The organism is Micromonospora terminaliae (assembly GCF_009671205.1).
Classification (GTDB): domain Bacteria; phylum Actinomycetota; class Actinomycetes; order Mycobacteriales; family Micromonosporaceae; genus Micromonospora; species Micromonospora terminaliae.
The window spans coordinates 2,745,683-2,759,015 of the sequence record NZ_CP045309.1 but is presented as its reverse complement, the minus strand read 5'-3'; the positions used below and the strand labels follow the sequence as shown (position 1 = coordinate 2,759,015).

10 protein-coding genes are annotated in these 13,333 nt (G+C 72.2%); 5 read left to right on the top strand and 5 right to left on the bottom strand.

The window, feature by feature from the left end; genetic code table 11:
- The first annotated feature begins 132 nt into the window (after positions 1 to 132).
- Positions 133 to 1,767, top strand: coding sequence for an MFS transporter (locus GCE86_RS12405; protein WP_244317280.1), 1,635 nt, complete (start codon positions 133 to 135; stop codon positions 1,765 to 1,767).
- A 7-nt stretch (positions 1,768 to 1,774) separates the two neighbouring features.
- Here GCE86_RS12405 and GCE86_RS12400 read toward each other — a convergent pair whose 3' ends face one another.
- Together GCE86_RS12400 and GCE86_RS12395 are read right to left on the bottom strand one after the other, a co-directional pair.
- Positions 1,775 to 2,107 (bottom strand): putative quinol monooxygenase, encoded by a 333-nt coding sequence (locus GCE86_RS12400; protein WP_154227095.1) that lies wholly within the window; start codon positions 2,105 to 2,107, stop codon positions 1,775 to 1,777.
- A 45-nt stretch (positions 2,108 to 2,152) separates the two neighbouring features.
- Positions 2,153 to 3,040 (bottom strand): hypothetical protein, encoded by an 888-nt coding sequence (locus tag GCE86_RS12395; protein WP_244317279.1) that lies wholly within the window; start codon positions 3,038 to 3,040, stop codon positions 2,153 to 2,155.
- A gap of 400 nt (positions 3,041 to 3,440) precedes the next feature.
- On the opposite strand from GCE86_RS12395, the gene GCE86_RS12390 reads away from it, so the two are divergent.
- Positions 3,441 to 4,517, top strand: a complete 1,077-nt coding sequence (locus tag GCE86_RS12390; protein ID WP_154227093.1) for a DUF6081 family protein — start codon at positions 3,441 to 3,443, stop codon at positions 4,515 to 4,517.
- A 62-nt stretch (positions 4,518 to 4,579) separates the two neighbouring features.
- Positions 4,580 to 4,885 (top strand): DUF1330 domain-containing protein, encoded by a 306-nt coding sequence (locus GCE86_RS12385; protein WP_154227092.1) that lies wholly within the window; start codon positions 4,580 to 4,582, stop codon positions 4,883 to 4,885.
- A 3-nt stretch (positions 4,886 to 4,888) separates the two neighbouring features.
- Here the strand turns inward: GCE86_RS12385 and GCE86_RS12380 are convergent, their stop codons facing one another.
- The 3 genes from GCE86_RS12380 to GCE86_RS12370 form a co-directional block, all read right to left on the bottom strand.
- Positions 4,889 to 5,632 (bottom strand): amidohydrolase family protein, encoded by a 744-nt coding sequence (locus GCE86_RS12380; RefSeq protein WP_244317278.1) that lies wholly within the window; start codon positions 5,630 to 5,632, stop codon positions 4,889 to 4,891.
- A gap of 101 nt (positions 5,633 to 5,733) precedes the next feature.
- Positions 5,734 to 8,877 (bottom strand): GH92 family glycosyl hydrolase, encoded by a 3,144-nt coding sequence (locus GCE86_RS12375; RefSeq protein ID WP_154227091.1) that lies wholly within the window; start codon positions 8,875 to 8,877, stop codon positions 5,734 to 5,736.
- Positions 8,878 to 9,070: 193 nt separating this feature from the next.
- The gene (locus GCE86_RS12370; protein WP_154227090.1) at positions 9,071 to 10,108 is read right to left on the bottom strand and encodes a LacI family DNA-binding transcriptional regulator; all 1,038 of its coding nucleotides are present in this window, start codon (positions 10,106 to 10,108) and stop codon (positions 9,071 to 9,073) included.
- 355 nt (positions 10,109 to 10,463) lie between these two features.
- Here GCE86_RS12370 and mmsA point away from each other — a divergent pair, with 355 nt between their 5' ends.
- Together mmsA and mmsB are read left to right on the top strand one after the other, a co-directional pair.
- Positions 10,464 to 12,011: a multiple monosaccharide ABC transporter ATP-binding protein gene (gene mmsA, locus GCE86_RS12365; protein ID WP_154227089.1), complete on the top strand. Its 1,548-nt coding sequence runs from the start codon at positions 10,464 to 10,466 to the stop codon at positions 12,009 to 12,011.
- The gene (gene mmsB, locus GCE86_RS12360) at positions 12,008 to 13,306 is read left to right on the top strand and encodes a multiple monosaccharide ABC transporter permease (RefSeq protein WP_154227088.1); all 1,299 of its coding nucleotides are present in this window, start codon (positions 12,008 to 12,010) and stop codon (positions 13,304 to 13,306) included. The genes mmsA and mmsB overlap by 4 nt, the downstream gene beginning before the upstream one ends.
- Positions 13,307 to 13,333 lie beyond the last annotated feature (27 nt).

Genomic DNA, 13,333 nt, shown 5'->3' with positions numbered 1-13,333 from the left:
GTGGGAGGTCGGGTACCGACAGGCCGGCATGCCTTTCCCGCTAATCCCGGCCGCACACGCGGGCAGTCCGCCGGAGTGTGGAACCGGCGCCGGTGGGAACCCCGCGGCGACACGGGGGAGAGGCATGGGACGGTGACCGCCACCACGGACGCCACGGCCGAGCAGTCGTTCTCGGCCTGGTCGCCGCTGCGCACGGCGGTCTACCGCAACCTCTGGCTCGCCCTGCTGGCGGCGAACATCGGCACGTGGATGCAGACGGTCGGCGCGCAGTGGCTGCTGGTGCACCAGTCCAACGCCTCCACCCTGGTCGCCCTGGTGCAGACCGCCAGCCTGCTGCCGATGCTGCTGCTCGCGCTGCCGTCGGGTGCGCTCGCGGACACGTTCGACCGCCGGCACCTGCTGATCTCCGTGCAGCTGTTCCTGGTGGCGGTGGCCGTGGCGCTGACGCTGCTCACGGCGGCCGGGCACATGCCGCCGGCGCTGCTGCTCACCCTCACCTTCGCCTTCGGCGTCGGGCAGGCGCTGACCCTGCCGGCCTGGGCCTCGATCATTCCCGAGCTGGTGCCCCGCGAGCAGCTCCGGGCGGCCTCCGCGCTCGGGGCGATCAGCGTCAACGCGGCCCGTGCCGTCGGGCCGGCCGCGGCCGGTGTGCTGATCGCCCGGGCGGGCGTGGCCCCGGTCTTCGGACTCAACGCGGTGGCGTACCTGATCTTCGCGTTGGCGCTATTCCGCTGGCGTCCCGGCGGCGCCCGGGCCGTCGAGGTGCCCGAGCGGTTCACCGCCGCGCTGCGGGCCGGCGGCCGGTACGTGCGGCACTCACCGACGGTGCGCCGGCTGCTGCGCCGGGCGCTGGTGTTCATCATCCCCGCCAGCGCCCTGTGGGCCCTGCTGCCGCTGGTGGCCAACCGCCGGCTGGGCCTGGGCTCCGGCGGGTACGGCCTGCTGCTGGCCGCCCTGGGGGTGGGCGCCATCCTGGGCGGGCTGCTGCTGTCGTGGACCCGCAACGCGATGAAGCCCAACCAGTTCCTGCTGCTGGCCGGCGCGGTGTACGGGGTGACGCTGATCCTCGTGGGCACGGTCCGGAGCGTCCCCGTGGTCCTGGTCGCCCTGCTGCCGGCCGGGGTGGCCTGGGTGACCGTGCTCTCCAACGTCAACGCCGAGATCCAGCTCTTCCTCCCCGGCTGGGTACGCGCCCGCGGCCTGGCCGTCTACCAGGTGGTCCAGGGCGGCGGGCAGGCCGTCGGCGCGCTGCTCTGGGGCGTGGTGGCCGACCTCGCCGGCCTGGTCGCCGCCTTCTGGGTCGCGGCCGTCCTCATGCTGGTCGGCGCGGTGACCTCGCAGATCTGGCCGCTGCCCGACCTCCGCGGGCTGACCCGGGACCCGACCGCCTACCGGCCGCCCCTGGCCCTCGCGCTGCAGCCGGATCCCCGGGTGGGGCCGGTGCTGGTGACGGTCACCTACACGGTCCGGCCCGACCGGCAGGCGGAGTTCCTGGCCGCCATGAACAACGTCCGCGGGTCGCGGCAGCGAACCGGGGCGATGCGGTGGGGGCTGTTCCGCGCCGGCGAGACGCCGGACCAGTTCAGCGAGGTCTACCTCGTGCCGTCCTGGGACGAGCACCTGCGCCAGCACGGTGGCCGGCTCACCGAGGCCGACCGGCAGGCGGAGGACCGGGTGCGGGAACTGTCCGACGGCACGCCGGCGGTGCGCCACCTGCTGCCGGCGGACGTCGGCCGGGCCGAGGCGGCCGGCGAGCAGGTGTGCTGAGGGGGCGTCAGTCGCCCTCGGGGACGGCCATCTCGCCGAGCCGCGACCAGTCCTGCTGCGGCACGGTCGCGTTGACGATCCGGGGCGTCTCGGCCAGGTGCGGCGGGAGGGTGCGCTGCGCCTCGCGGAAGTGCGCGGACTGCACGTGCGCCGCGCCGGCCTCGTCGTCGCGGAACGCCTCGACCAGCACGTACTCGGTCGGGTCGTCCAGGCTGCGGGACCAGTCGAACCAGAGGCAGCCGGGCTCGGCCCGGGTGGCCTCGGTGAACTCGGCGGCGATCTGCGGCCAGCGGTCGGCGTCCTCGGGCCGGACCCGGAACTTCGCGGTAATGAAGATCATGCGCTTCAGGCTACCCACGTTCCGGCGCCGTGCGGCCGTCGCCGCTCAGTCCTTGGTGACCGGGGTGAGCAGCTCCGACGCGCGGCGGTCGGCGAACGCGGTGACCGCCTGCTGGCCGGCGCCGAAGACGATGGCGACGCCCAGCAGGGCGGCCGTGCTGTTCACCGTGGTCTCCACCAGGCCGCCGATCACCAGCATGATCCCGACGACCGCGACGAGCGGACCGATCGCCAGCTTCAGCAGGCCCTGCTGGAAGGGCAGCTTGTAGGGCAGGCCGCCGGAGCGCGAGGTGATCATCGAGGGCAGGGCGCTGATGAACGCCCCGAGCGCCCCGGCGATGAGCACGAAGAAGAGCAGCCGCCAGGCCGGCACGCCGCCCGCGTCGGTCGGCGGCTTGAGCAGCTGCACGTCCCGGCTGCGCCACTGCACGAGCACCATCAGCGCCTCGGCGACCAGCGCGAAGACCGACAGGCCCAGCATCCGGTTGCGCAGCCGGCGCACCGACTCGTGGAACTCGTCCGACGCCGAGTGGTAGCGCAGCAGCAGCGCCTGCGCCTTGGCCCGGAACCGCGCCGGCGCGTTGGCATCGGCCGTCGCGTCGAAGTCGGTGAGCACCTTGTCGTCGGCCTTCAGGAACTGCGCGGCCGCGCTCTGGTACGCCGGCAGCAGGCCGAGCAGTTCCTCCGGCGTCCGCAGCTCCACCATGGCCCGTTCCACCGCGTGGATGGTCTGCCAGGCGTACTCCAGCCGGCCGCCGCGCAGCCATTCGACCACGCCGCTGCGGCCGAGCACGGCCTCCACGCCGGACAGCTGGGCGTGCAGCGCTGGGACGCGGGCGGCGGTCGCGGCGTCGCGCGCCGCCAGGCCGCGGAGCTGCTGGTGCAGGTCGTCGAGCTTGGTGCGCACCCGCACCTGCCACACGGCGGTGGGCACCGTGGACCCGCCGCTCCCGCCGCTCCCGGCGGGTGGTGCCGGAGGCGGGGTCTGCGGTGTGCTCCCGGGTTGGGTCTGCTCGTCGATCATGCTGGCTGCCCCCCAACCGGCCCAGCCGGCCGCTGGCCCATGGGATCCAGTATCCGCAGGTCAGGAGCAAGAAGGCCAGGGCGGTTCGGGTAGTTGACAGCTCCCGCGCCGGGCCGCATCGCGACCCGACGGTCCACGATGGTGGATCCTGCCGTCGCCCGGCCCGGGCCGCACCGGCAGGGCGGCCCGCCGTCCAGGTCGGCTGGCCGCGCCGTGCGGCGGATGTCCCGGCGGCATCCACCTCCGACGATGGTTCGAGGCGGAGCCGCCACCGCCCGCGCGGCTCCCGGCACCAGGCATGGAGGACGATGTGCGCAGACGGAACAGGTTCCGCCGGGTGATGGGCGCGGCGACGGCGGTGGTCGTGGTCGGGTGTCCGGGAGTGGCGTCGCCGGCCGCCGCGGCGGCGCCGGGGTCGCGGCCCGAGGTGGTGCACTACGACTCGGCGGACCTGGCCGAGTACGAGCGGAAGTGGTCGAACATCTACGGCCCGCTGGACAACGCGACCCGCGCCGTCGACGACGGGGTGCTCACCGTGACCGACGTGCCGTTCAAGACCGGCGTGGACTACAGCGTCTACGACCACCTCAAGTACATGGCGGTCAGCACCCGCACCTTCCCGGTGCCCCGGCAGGGGTCGGTCGAGTTCGCCGTGGACATCACCGCCCGCACCCCCGGCGCGACCGGCGGGCACGTGGTGCACGGGCGGTACGGCCCGCCCGGCTCGGCGGCCGTCGCCGGCCCGGCCGCCCGCCCCTACGCCGGCCCGGTCCTGGAGGGACAGCAGGCGGCCGTCGTGCTCAACATGATCGACTTCTGCACCGGGCAGCTGTTCGACTGGTTCGTCTCCGGCACCCGCGCCTTCCCGCTGATCGAGCGGCTGCCGAGCACGGTCACCGGCAACACCACCAACCCGGACTGCCCGGGCGCCACCGAGGTCGGCCTGGACCGGGCGTACACGCAGATCGTCCGCGAGGTGCCGATCACTCCCGGAGTGCCGCACCGGGCCGCGATCCGCTACCGCGAGGCGGGCGGGCACGCGAGCGTGACGTACCTGCTGGATGGCGTCGTGGTCGCCCGGGTCGGCCAGGTGGGCGTGCCGCTGGACCGGCAGGGTGTCGCCTGGACCGGCACGTACCCGTCCCTGGGCCCCGGCGAACCGCTCGCCGGGAAGATCCGGTCGTTCTCGATGGCGCACGGCCTGTTCAGCCTGCTCGACGCCTTCCCGTTCCAGTACGGCTGCACCCCGCCGGACGCCACCGGCCCGGGCGCCTGCGACCCGCGGTACGCGCCCTACAGCGTCTCCATCCCGCCCGCGGAACGGGCCTTCGGCCAGGGTGCAGTCGGCTCGTTCCGCAACTTCACCGTCCGCACGGTCGGCCGGTAGGCCGCCCGCCACTGCCGGGCCGGGGGACACCGGCGGCGCGTACCGGTGCGTAGCCTTGGCCGGTGACCGTCTACGCCCTCGCGCAGATCACCGTCCACGACCGGCAGCGCTACGACCGGTACGTCGCCGCCTTCCTGCCCGTCCTGGCCCGGCACGGCGGGCGGCTGCTCGCCGCCGACGCGTCCCCGCGCGTGATCGAGGGGAGCTGGCCGCACGAGAAGGCCGTGCTCATGTCCTTCGACAACCGGGAGGACTTCGAGCGGTGGTCCACCTCGCCGGAATACCGGGAGATCTCCCGGGACCGGGAGGCGGCCACCGAGGGGGTCGTCATCCTGCTCGACGGGATCGGTCACGCCTGGCCGGCCTGACCGCTACAGCCGGTGCCGCACCCAGACGTTCGGTTCGACGTAGGCGGCGTGGTCGTGGGCCGTGTCGACCAGCACCGGCGCCAGCGCGCCCGGAACGTGCACCGGCCCGCTGGTGTCGAACGGCAGCCCGGTCCACCGCCGCCAGTCGGCCAGGGTGCCGGTGACCGCCATCGACCGGGGCGCGACCCGCTCGATCACGCCGCCGGCCCGCACGTGCACCCGCAGCCACGGGTCGACCGGCAGACCGTCGGGGCGCACCCGGGCCGCGTACTCGGTCATCGGCAGGTCGGGGAGGGCGGCCTTGCCGTTCGGGCGCACGGGCGCCACCAGGGTGTCGAAGCCGTGCTGGGCGACGGCCCTGCGCATCGCCGCGAGCATCAGCCCGGACACCCCGCCCCCGCGCCGGTCCGGCCGCACGCAGATCTCCAGGGCGGAGACCAGGTTCGGGGTGGCGCCGGTGAGCCGGTTGACCGCGGCCCGCTGGATCATCCGGTCCCAGCCGCCGTCCGGCAGCTCGTCCTCCGTCCAGCGCAGCGGCACGGCGTACGCCCGGGCGACGGCGCGGCCCGGCTCGGCCGGGTCGACGGCGGCGAAGACGAACTCGGGGTAGAGGTCGTGGGCCACGCTGTAGTAGACCGAGCCCATCGGGTCCCACAGCATGAACTGCGGCCAGGCGCCGTCGAAGTCGGTGTCGAGCAGCGGCGCCAGGTCGGGGCGCTCGGCCAGGCTCACGATGTCCAGGTTCACGCCGGGCACGGTAGAGCGGTCACCACCCGGCGCGCATGTTCTTTTCCGCTCCGGCGTCGGCCGCTGCCCGCGGGCAGCGGCCGACGCCGGAGACGCCGCGGTCAGGTGCCGAACACCTCCACCTCGTAGAGCCGGGCGGCCGGATCGGTGGTCTGGGTGGGGGTGAGCACCTTCACCAGCACGTACCGGCCGTCGGCGGACACCGGATGGCTGGTCACTCCCGCCGTGTTGCCGCGCACCTGGGCGACCGTCGTCCACGCCGACCCGTCGGCGGAGACCTGCAGGTCGAAGTCCCGCGTGTTCCAGGCCGGATCCTCGCCGCCGGCGGCGGCGTGGTGCACGGTGATCGACTGGAGGTGGTGGGTGGCGCCCAGGTCGATGCGGAGCGACCTCGTGCCGCCGGTCGCGCACCACTTGTCGGAGTTGCCCCCGGAGGTGCTGCCGTTGACGGCCTTCTCGGGCCCCTCCGTGCTCGCGCACTGCGAGTCGGCGGTGGCGGGCCGGTTCAGCGCCAGGTTCGTCGGGCCGGCGGTCCCGTACACCTCGAACTCGTCGATCCGGGCGGCGGTGTTGCCGTTGTTGGTGGGCGTGGTGATGCTGAGCCGGACGTACCGGGCCGTGGTGGCCGGGACGGGGTGGTAGGTGCGGCTCGCGCGGTTGCCCGAGACGGTGGCGCGGGTCGTCCAGGTGCTGCCGTCGGTGCTGGTCTGGACGGTGAAGGCGCCGGTGTTCCAGCCGGTGTTCTCCCCACCGAGCCCGGCGTGCTTGACGACGACGGAACCGACGGTCCGGTTCGCCCCGAGGTCGACCTGGAGGAACGTCGTGCCGGAGGCGAGCGAGCACCACTTGCTGGCGCTGCCGAGGCGTCCGTCGAACGCCTTCTCCGGCCCCTCCGCGGCGTTGCACGCGGCGGATCCGGTGGCCGGCCTGCCGGCCGCCAGGTTGGCGCCGAGGTCCGGTGCGGCGGCCGGCGGGCTCGCCCCGTCGGTGAACGACGGCGGCACGTCGGCCGGATCGGTGCCCCACGCTGACGGCGTGCCACCCATCGTGTACGACAGGGTGGCGCCGCCCGCGAGGTCGCCGTAGCGCAGCCAGGTGCGCCGGCTGGCCGTCCCGTTCACGGCGAGGCTCTGCACGTACTGGTTGCCCTGGCCGGCGTTGGCGGCGGTGATCTGGACGTCACCGGCCGGCCGGTCCACGAGGATCGACGGGAAGATCGGGCCGTGCAGGGCGAGGGTGTCCGCGCCCGGGGTGGGCGGGTACATGCCGAGGGCCGACCAGACGTACCAGGCGGAGGTGGCGCCCAGGTCGTCGTTGCCGGGCAGGCCGCCGGGGCCGGTGGTGAAGGACTCGTTCATGATCCGCCGCACCGCCGCGCTCGTGCCGGCCGGGGCCGCCGCGAAGTGGTACGCCCACGGGACGCCGTGCTCCGGCTCGTTGCCGATGTAGAAGTACGGCTGCGACTGCCCGCCGTTGGTCTGGGTGAAGTGGTGGTCGAGCCGCTGGACGGCGGTCTGCCGCCCGCCCATGAGGTCGATGAGGGCGCCGAGGTTGTAGGGGACCATCCAGGTGTACTGCGAGGCGTTGCCCTCCACGTAGTTCGACTGGCTGGCCGGGTCCAGCGGCCACGGCCAGGTGCCGTCGGCGTTGCGCGGGTGGACGTAGCCCGACTCGGGGTTGAACGTGTTGCGCCACCACTGCGCCCGCGCCATGTGCGTGTCGTACGTGGCGGTGTCGCCCAGGGCCCGGGCGAACTGGGCCACGGCGAAGTCGCTGGCGGAGTACTCCAGCGAGTCGGACGGGTCGCCGTCGATGTAGTGACGTTGGACGTAGCCGCTCTGCCGCCCGCGGATCGGGCTGCCCTGGGTGGTGCCTCCGGCGGAGCTCTTCTTCATGAGGGCCAGCGCCGCCGCCGTGTCGAAGCCGCGGGCGCCGAACTGGTACAGGCTGTCGACGACGATGGGGCCGGGGTCGCCGGTCATGACGAAGGCCTCGTTGGTGTTGTGCGACCACTTCGGCAGCAGGCCGCCCTGCTGGCCGTCGAGCACCATGGACCGGGCGATGTCGGTGGCCTCGGCGGGCGCCAGGAAGGCGATCAGCGCGGCCCAGGACCGGTAGATGTCCCAGCCGGAGTAGTTCTGGTAGACCGGGTGGGACGCGGTGTGGACGGCGTTGTCGAAGCCGCGGTACTGCCCGTCGACGTCGTTGGCCAGGTTGGGGTTGATGAACACGCGGTACAGCGCGGTGTAGAACTTCTGGAGGTCGGCGGCCGAGCCGCCGGTGACCTGCACGCGGTTGAGGATCGCGTTCCACTGCGCGTCGGCGTCGGCGCGTACGGTGTCGAAGGCGAAGCCCGACTGCTCGGCGGCGAGGTTGGCCTGCGCGCCGGCCGCGCTCACGAAGGAGATGCCCACCTTGACCTGCACCACGGGGTTGGTGGAGGTGTCGAAGGTCAGGTAGCCGCCGGAGTTGGTGCCGCCGGCGCTCGTGGAGCCGGCCGTGACGGTGCCGCCGAGCCAGGTGCCGACGCCGCTCGGGGCGCGGTCGAACTCCATCCGGTAGAAGATCTGGTAGGTCCGGCTGTTGCCGCAGAAACCACCGCCCGTGACGCTGCCGGTCACGGTCGAGCCGCTGATCTGGATCGAGCCGGCGCGGCTGCCGGTGGCGCTGCGACTGGTGTTGACGAGCACCCGCGCCGTGCTGGTGGCGGGGTAGGTCAGCCGCAGGATGGCGCTGCGCCGGGTGGCCGACGCCTCGACGCGGGTGTTGCCGTAGTTGCTGAGCACCGCCCGGTAGAAACCCGGCCGGGCCTGTTCCTGGGCCTTGTCCTGGGTGGCCCGGTAGGTGGTCCACGAGGTTCCCGGTGAGGCGCCGAGCGCGCCGGTGACCGGCAGGATCCCGAGGTCCTCGTTGTTGGGGCAGCCGGCGCCGTTGAAGTGGGTGAGGCTGAACTCCTCGATCTGGGTGTCGCTGAAGCGGTAGCCGGACGGTGAGGCGGTGGGGGTGTCCGGGCTCAGCTGCACCATGCCGAAGGGCTGCACCGGGCCGGGGACGGTGCTGCCGCCGGCGCCCCCGCCGACGGGGTTCGGCGCGTTGCTGTCGTCGGTGCCGATGAACGGGTTCACGTACGGGGTGAGGGTGAGCGGTGCCGCCACGGCGGGCGAGGCGACCGCGACGAGCGTGGACGCTCCGGTGACGACGGTGGCCACCAGGGCGAGCAGACGGGACGGGCCTGATCGGAGCATGAGGCGATCCTCCTTAGGCGCGGACGACACTTCGTGACATCGTTGTCATCGACGAGTGTCACCGTCCTGTGTAGAGGCCGCGGCGGTGCGTGTCAATGGGACCGCGTCCGGCATACCGTGCACGGCGGCGGGTCGGTGCCGAGGACGGCCCCGGCGCGGTCCTCTCGCTCGTGACGCGGCTCGACGCCCCGCGCTAGGAGCCGGCCGTAGCGGCGGGGGGTGGCGGCCGTTCGCCGGAGCCCCGGGCCAGCAGCCGGGTGGGGATGACCACCTGCCGGGCCGGTCCGCGGTGGCCGTCGATCCGGTCGAGCAGCAGTTCGGCGGCCCGCCGGCCCATGTCCTCCGGGTCGTGCGCCACGACGCTCACGCCCAGGACGTCGCCGAGGTCCACCTCGTCGAAGCCGACCAGCGCGGGCGGCGCGGGGTGCCCCCGCAGGGCCCGCAGGGCGCCCAGGGTGATCCGGTTGTTCATGGTGAACAGGGCGGTCGGCGGTGCCGTGCGGCCCAGCAGGCCGAGCACGGCCCGTTCGGCGGCCGCGACGTCGTGGGCGTTCTCGACCAGGTAGTCCGCCCAGTTCGCCACGCCGGCCGCGCGCATGGCCGCGGCGAAGCCGTCCAGCCGGTCACGGTGCGTGCTCAGGCGGGAGAGGTCGCCCACCACCCCGATGCGCCGGTGGCCGGCCGCGGTCAGGTGGGCGCCGGCCTGCCGGGCGCCGTGGTGGTTGTCCAGCAGGACGGTGTCCGCGGCGAGCTCGACGGGCGGCCGGTCCACGAAGACGAACGGGATGCCGTGGCGGTGTTCGGCCGCGAAGTGGGCGTGCGCGGTCGCGGTCGAGGCGATCACCAGCCCTCGCACCCGCCGTTCCAGCAGGGCGTCGGCGAGCCGCCGCTCCCACTCCGGGTCCTCGTCGGTGCTCGCGGTGATCAGCTGGAGGCCCCGCATGCGCAGGTCCCGCTCCAGGCCCCCGGCCAGCCGGGAGTAGAACGGGTTCGCCAGATCCCCGATGAGCAGGCCGACCAGCGTGGAGGTGCTCGCGCCGCGGCGCAGCTCCCGGGCCACTCCGTTCAGCCGGTAGCCGAGCTGGTCGGCGGCGTCACGCACCCGCGACCGGGTCTCCGGCGCCACCCGGGGCTCGCCCCCGAGGGCCCGCGAGGCCGTCTTGACCGACACGCCGGAGAGCGCCGCGACCTGGGCCAGGCTCGGTCGACCAGCCTTCCGGTCAGCGGTCATGGCGGGAATTATGACACCCGGAGGCCGGAAGATCGCAGGCTCGGGCCGGTGGTCGCGGCGCCGCGGCGCCGGTCCCGCCCGAGTCACGAGGGCGGTTCGCGAACAGCGGTATAGGATGCGGCGTCAACGTTGTCATGGGTTGGTCGCTAGCACCCTCGCCATGCTTCCCGGCAAGCCGTGGGGGCGTCGCGAAGGTCACTGAGCGTGGCGGTCGATATTACCGACTTGTTACGCAAAAGAGCGACCTGGGCACTTGCGGAAGCGCCTCCGACGAGATTTCCTTGCCCACGACAACGAAAAGTGAGCGAAGGTCATAACCCGCGGAGGCGGCCATGACGTTGGCAAGGTGGGAGCGATGAGCGATCTGCCCGTCCTCCTGGAGATGCGCTCCATCACCAAGGAGTTCCCCGGCGTCAAGGCCCTGGCCGACGTCAACCTGGTGGTCCGCGCCGGTGAGATCCACGCCATCGTCGGCGAGAACGGCGCCGGCAAGTCGACGCTCATGAAGGTGCTCAGCGGGGTCTACCCGTACGGCAGCTACGACGGGCAGATCATCTACCAGGGCGCCGAGACCCGCTTCTCCGACATCCGGGCGAGCGAGAACGCCGGCATCGTGATCATCCACCAGGAGCTCGCGCTCATCCCGGGCATGTCGATCGCCGAGAACATCTTCCTCGGCAACGAGCCGCGCAAGCGGGGGGCGATCGACTGGAAGGCCGCGAACCGGATGGCGCTGGACCTGATGGCCCGGGTCGGCCTGCGGGAGGACCCGGACACCCTGGTCAAGGACATCGGCGTCGGCAAGCAGCAGCTCGTGGAGATCGCCAAGGCGTTCGCCAAGGACGTCAAGCTGCTCATCCTGGACGAGCCCACGGCCGCCCTCAACGAGGCCGACTCCCAGCACCTGCTGGACCTGCTGCGCGGTTTCCGCTCGCGGGGCATCACCTCGATCATGATCTCGCACAAGCTCAACGAGATCGAGGCGATCGCCGACCAGATCACGATCATCCGGGACGGCCGCACCGTCGAGACGCTGAACGTCAAGGCGGACGGCGTCGACGAGGACCGGATCGTGCGCGGCATGGTCGGCCGGGAGCTGCACAGCCGGTTCCCGGACCACACCCCGAAGATCGGCGAGGTCTTCTTCGAGGTCCGGAACTGGAACGTCCGGCACCCGATCTCCGCCGAGCGGCAGGTCTGCAAGAACGAGAGCTTCACCGTACGGCGCGGCGAGATCGTCGGCTTCGCCGGCCTCATGGGCGCCGGCCGCACCGAGCTGGCCATGAGCGTCTTCGGCCGCTCCTACGGGGTGTACGAGTCCGGCACGATCATCAAGGACGGCAAGGAGATCGTCCTGAAGTCGGTGGCGGACGCGATCGCCCACGGGCTCGCCTACGTCAGCGAGGACCGCAAGGCGATCGGCCTGAACCTGCTCGACGACATCAAGACCTCGACGGTCGCCGCCAAGCTGTCGAAGATCTCGCGCCACGGGGTCCTCGACGAGGTCGCGGAGTACAAGGCGGCCGAGTCCTACCGCCGTGAGCTGCGCACCAAGGCGCCGACGGTCGACGAGGGCGTCTCGAAGCTCTCGGGCGGCAACCAGCAGAAGGTCGTCCTGGCGAAGTGGATGTTCACGGACCCGGACCTCCTGATCCTCGACGAGCCGACCCGCGGCATCGACGTGGGCGCCAAGTACGAGATCTACGGCATCATCCAGCGGCTCGCCGACCAGGGGAAGGGCGTCGTCGTCATCTCCTCGGAGCTGCCCGAGCTGATCGGGCTCTGCGACCGCATCTACACCGTGTTCGAAGGCACCATCACCGGGGAGATCGCCCGGGAGGACGCGGACCCGGAAACCCTCATGAAGCAGATGACCTCGACGAAGAAGATGCAGACACGATGAGCCGAATCAAGGACCTGCAGAAGAACCTCTTCGGAGGGACCACGTCCAACGCCCGCCAGTTCGGGATGATCTTCACCCTGGTGGCGATCGTCGTCCTGTTCCAGATCCTCACGGACGGCCTGACCCTGCGGTCGGACAACCTGATCGCGCTGTTCAACCAGAACTCCTACATCCTCATCCTGGCCATCGGCATGCTGATGGTGATCGTCGCCGGGCACATCGACCTGTCGGTCGGCTCGATCGCCGCCTTCACCGGCATCCTGGTGGCCAAGTCGATGGCGGAGTGGTCGCTGCCCTGGCCCGTCGCCATCCTGTTCGGCCTGGCCATCGGCGCGATCATCGGCGCCTGGCAGGGCTTCTGGGTCGCCTACATCGGGGTTCCGGCGTTCATCGTCACCCTGGCCGGCATGCTGCTCTTCCGGGGCGGCAACCAGTTCATCGGCAACGCGAACACGATCGCCGTGCCGGAGGGCTTCCGGGTGATCGGCTCGGGCTTCCTGCCCGAGGTCGGCCCGAACACCGGCTACAACAACCTGACGCTCCTGCTCGGCCTGGCCGCCTGTGTGGCCGTGGTGTGGCGCGAGCTCCAGGCCCGCAAGACCCGCCGCGAGATGGACGCCGAGCCGGCCCCGATGTGGATCTCGGTGCTGCGGATGGCCGTCATGGTCGGCGTGATCGTCTTCGCGTCGCTGCGGTTCGCCAGCGGCCGGGTCGGTACCAGCTTCCCGGTCTCCGGCATCATCCTGGTGGCGCTGGTGCTGGCGTACTCCTTCTACACCCGCAACACCGCCGCGGGCCGGCACATCTACGCCGTCGGTGGCAACTCCCGCGCCGCGGAGCTCTCCGGCGTGAAGCTCAAGCGGGTCAACTTCTTCGTCATGATGAACATGGCCGTCCTGGCCTCCCTGGCCGGCATGATCTTCGTGGCCCGCTCGGCGGCCTCCGGGCCGCAGGACGGCAACGGCTGGGAGCTCGACGCCATCGCGGCGGTCTTCATCGGTGGCGCGGCCGTCTCCGGCGGCATCGGCACCATCAGCGGCTCGATCGTCGGCGGTCTGGTCATGGCCGTGCTGAACAACGGCCTGCAGCTGCTCGGCGTCGGCACCGACCGGGTCCAGATCATCAAGGGCCTGGTGCTGCTGCTGGCCGTCGCGCTCGACGTCTACAACAAGAAGCAGGGCAAGTTCTCGATCATCGGGAGCCTCACCCGCTCGTTCCGCCGCGACACGCCCACTACGCCCACGGCACCACCCGACGCGGACCGGGAGACCGCCCGCACGGCCGTGCCGAGCTGACGTTCCACCCCGCCTCACACCCCGTAT

Bases quoted from the DNA above. Each gene is read 5' to 3' on its own strand.
- GCE86_RS12400 (WP_154227095.1), bottom strand. From the start codon at position 2,107: ATGATCTTCATTACCGCGAAGTTCCGGGTCCGGCCCGAGGACGCCGAC.
- mmsA (WP_154227089.1), top strand. From the start codon at position 10,464: ATGAGCGATCTGCCCGTCCTCCTGGAGATGCGCTCCATCACCAAGGAG.
- mmsB (WP_154227088.1), top strand. From the start codon at position 12,008: ATGAGCCGAATCAAGGACCTGCAGAAGAACCTCTTCGGAGGGACCACG.
- GCE86_RS12375 (WP_154227091.1), bottom strand. From the start codon at position 8,877: ATGCTCCGATCAGGCCCGTCCCGTCTGCTCGCCCTGGTGGCCACCGTC.
- GCE86_RS12370 (WP_154227090.1), bottom strand. From the start codon at position 10,108: ATGACCGCTGACCGGAAGGCTGGTCGACCGAGCCTGGCCCAGGTCGCG.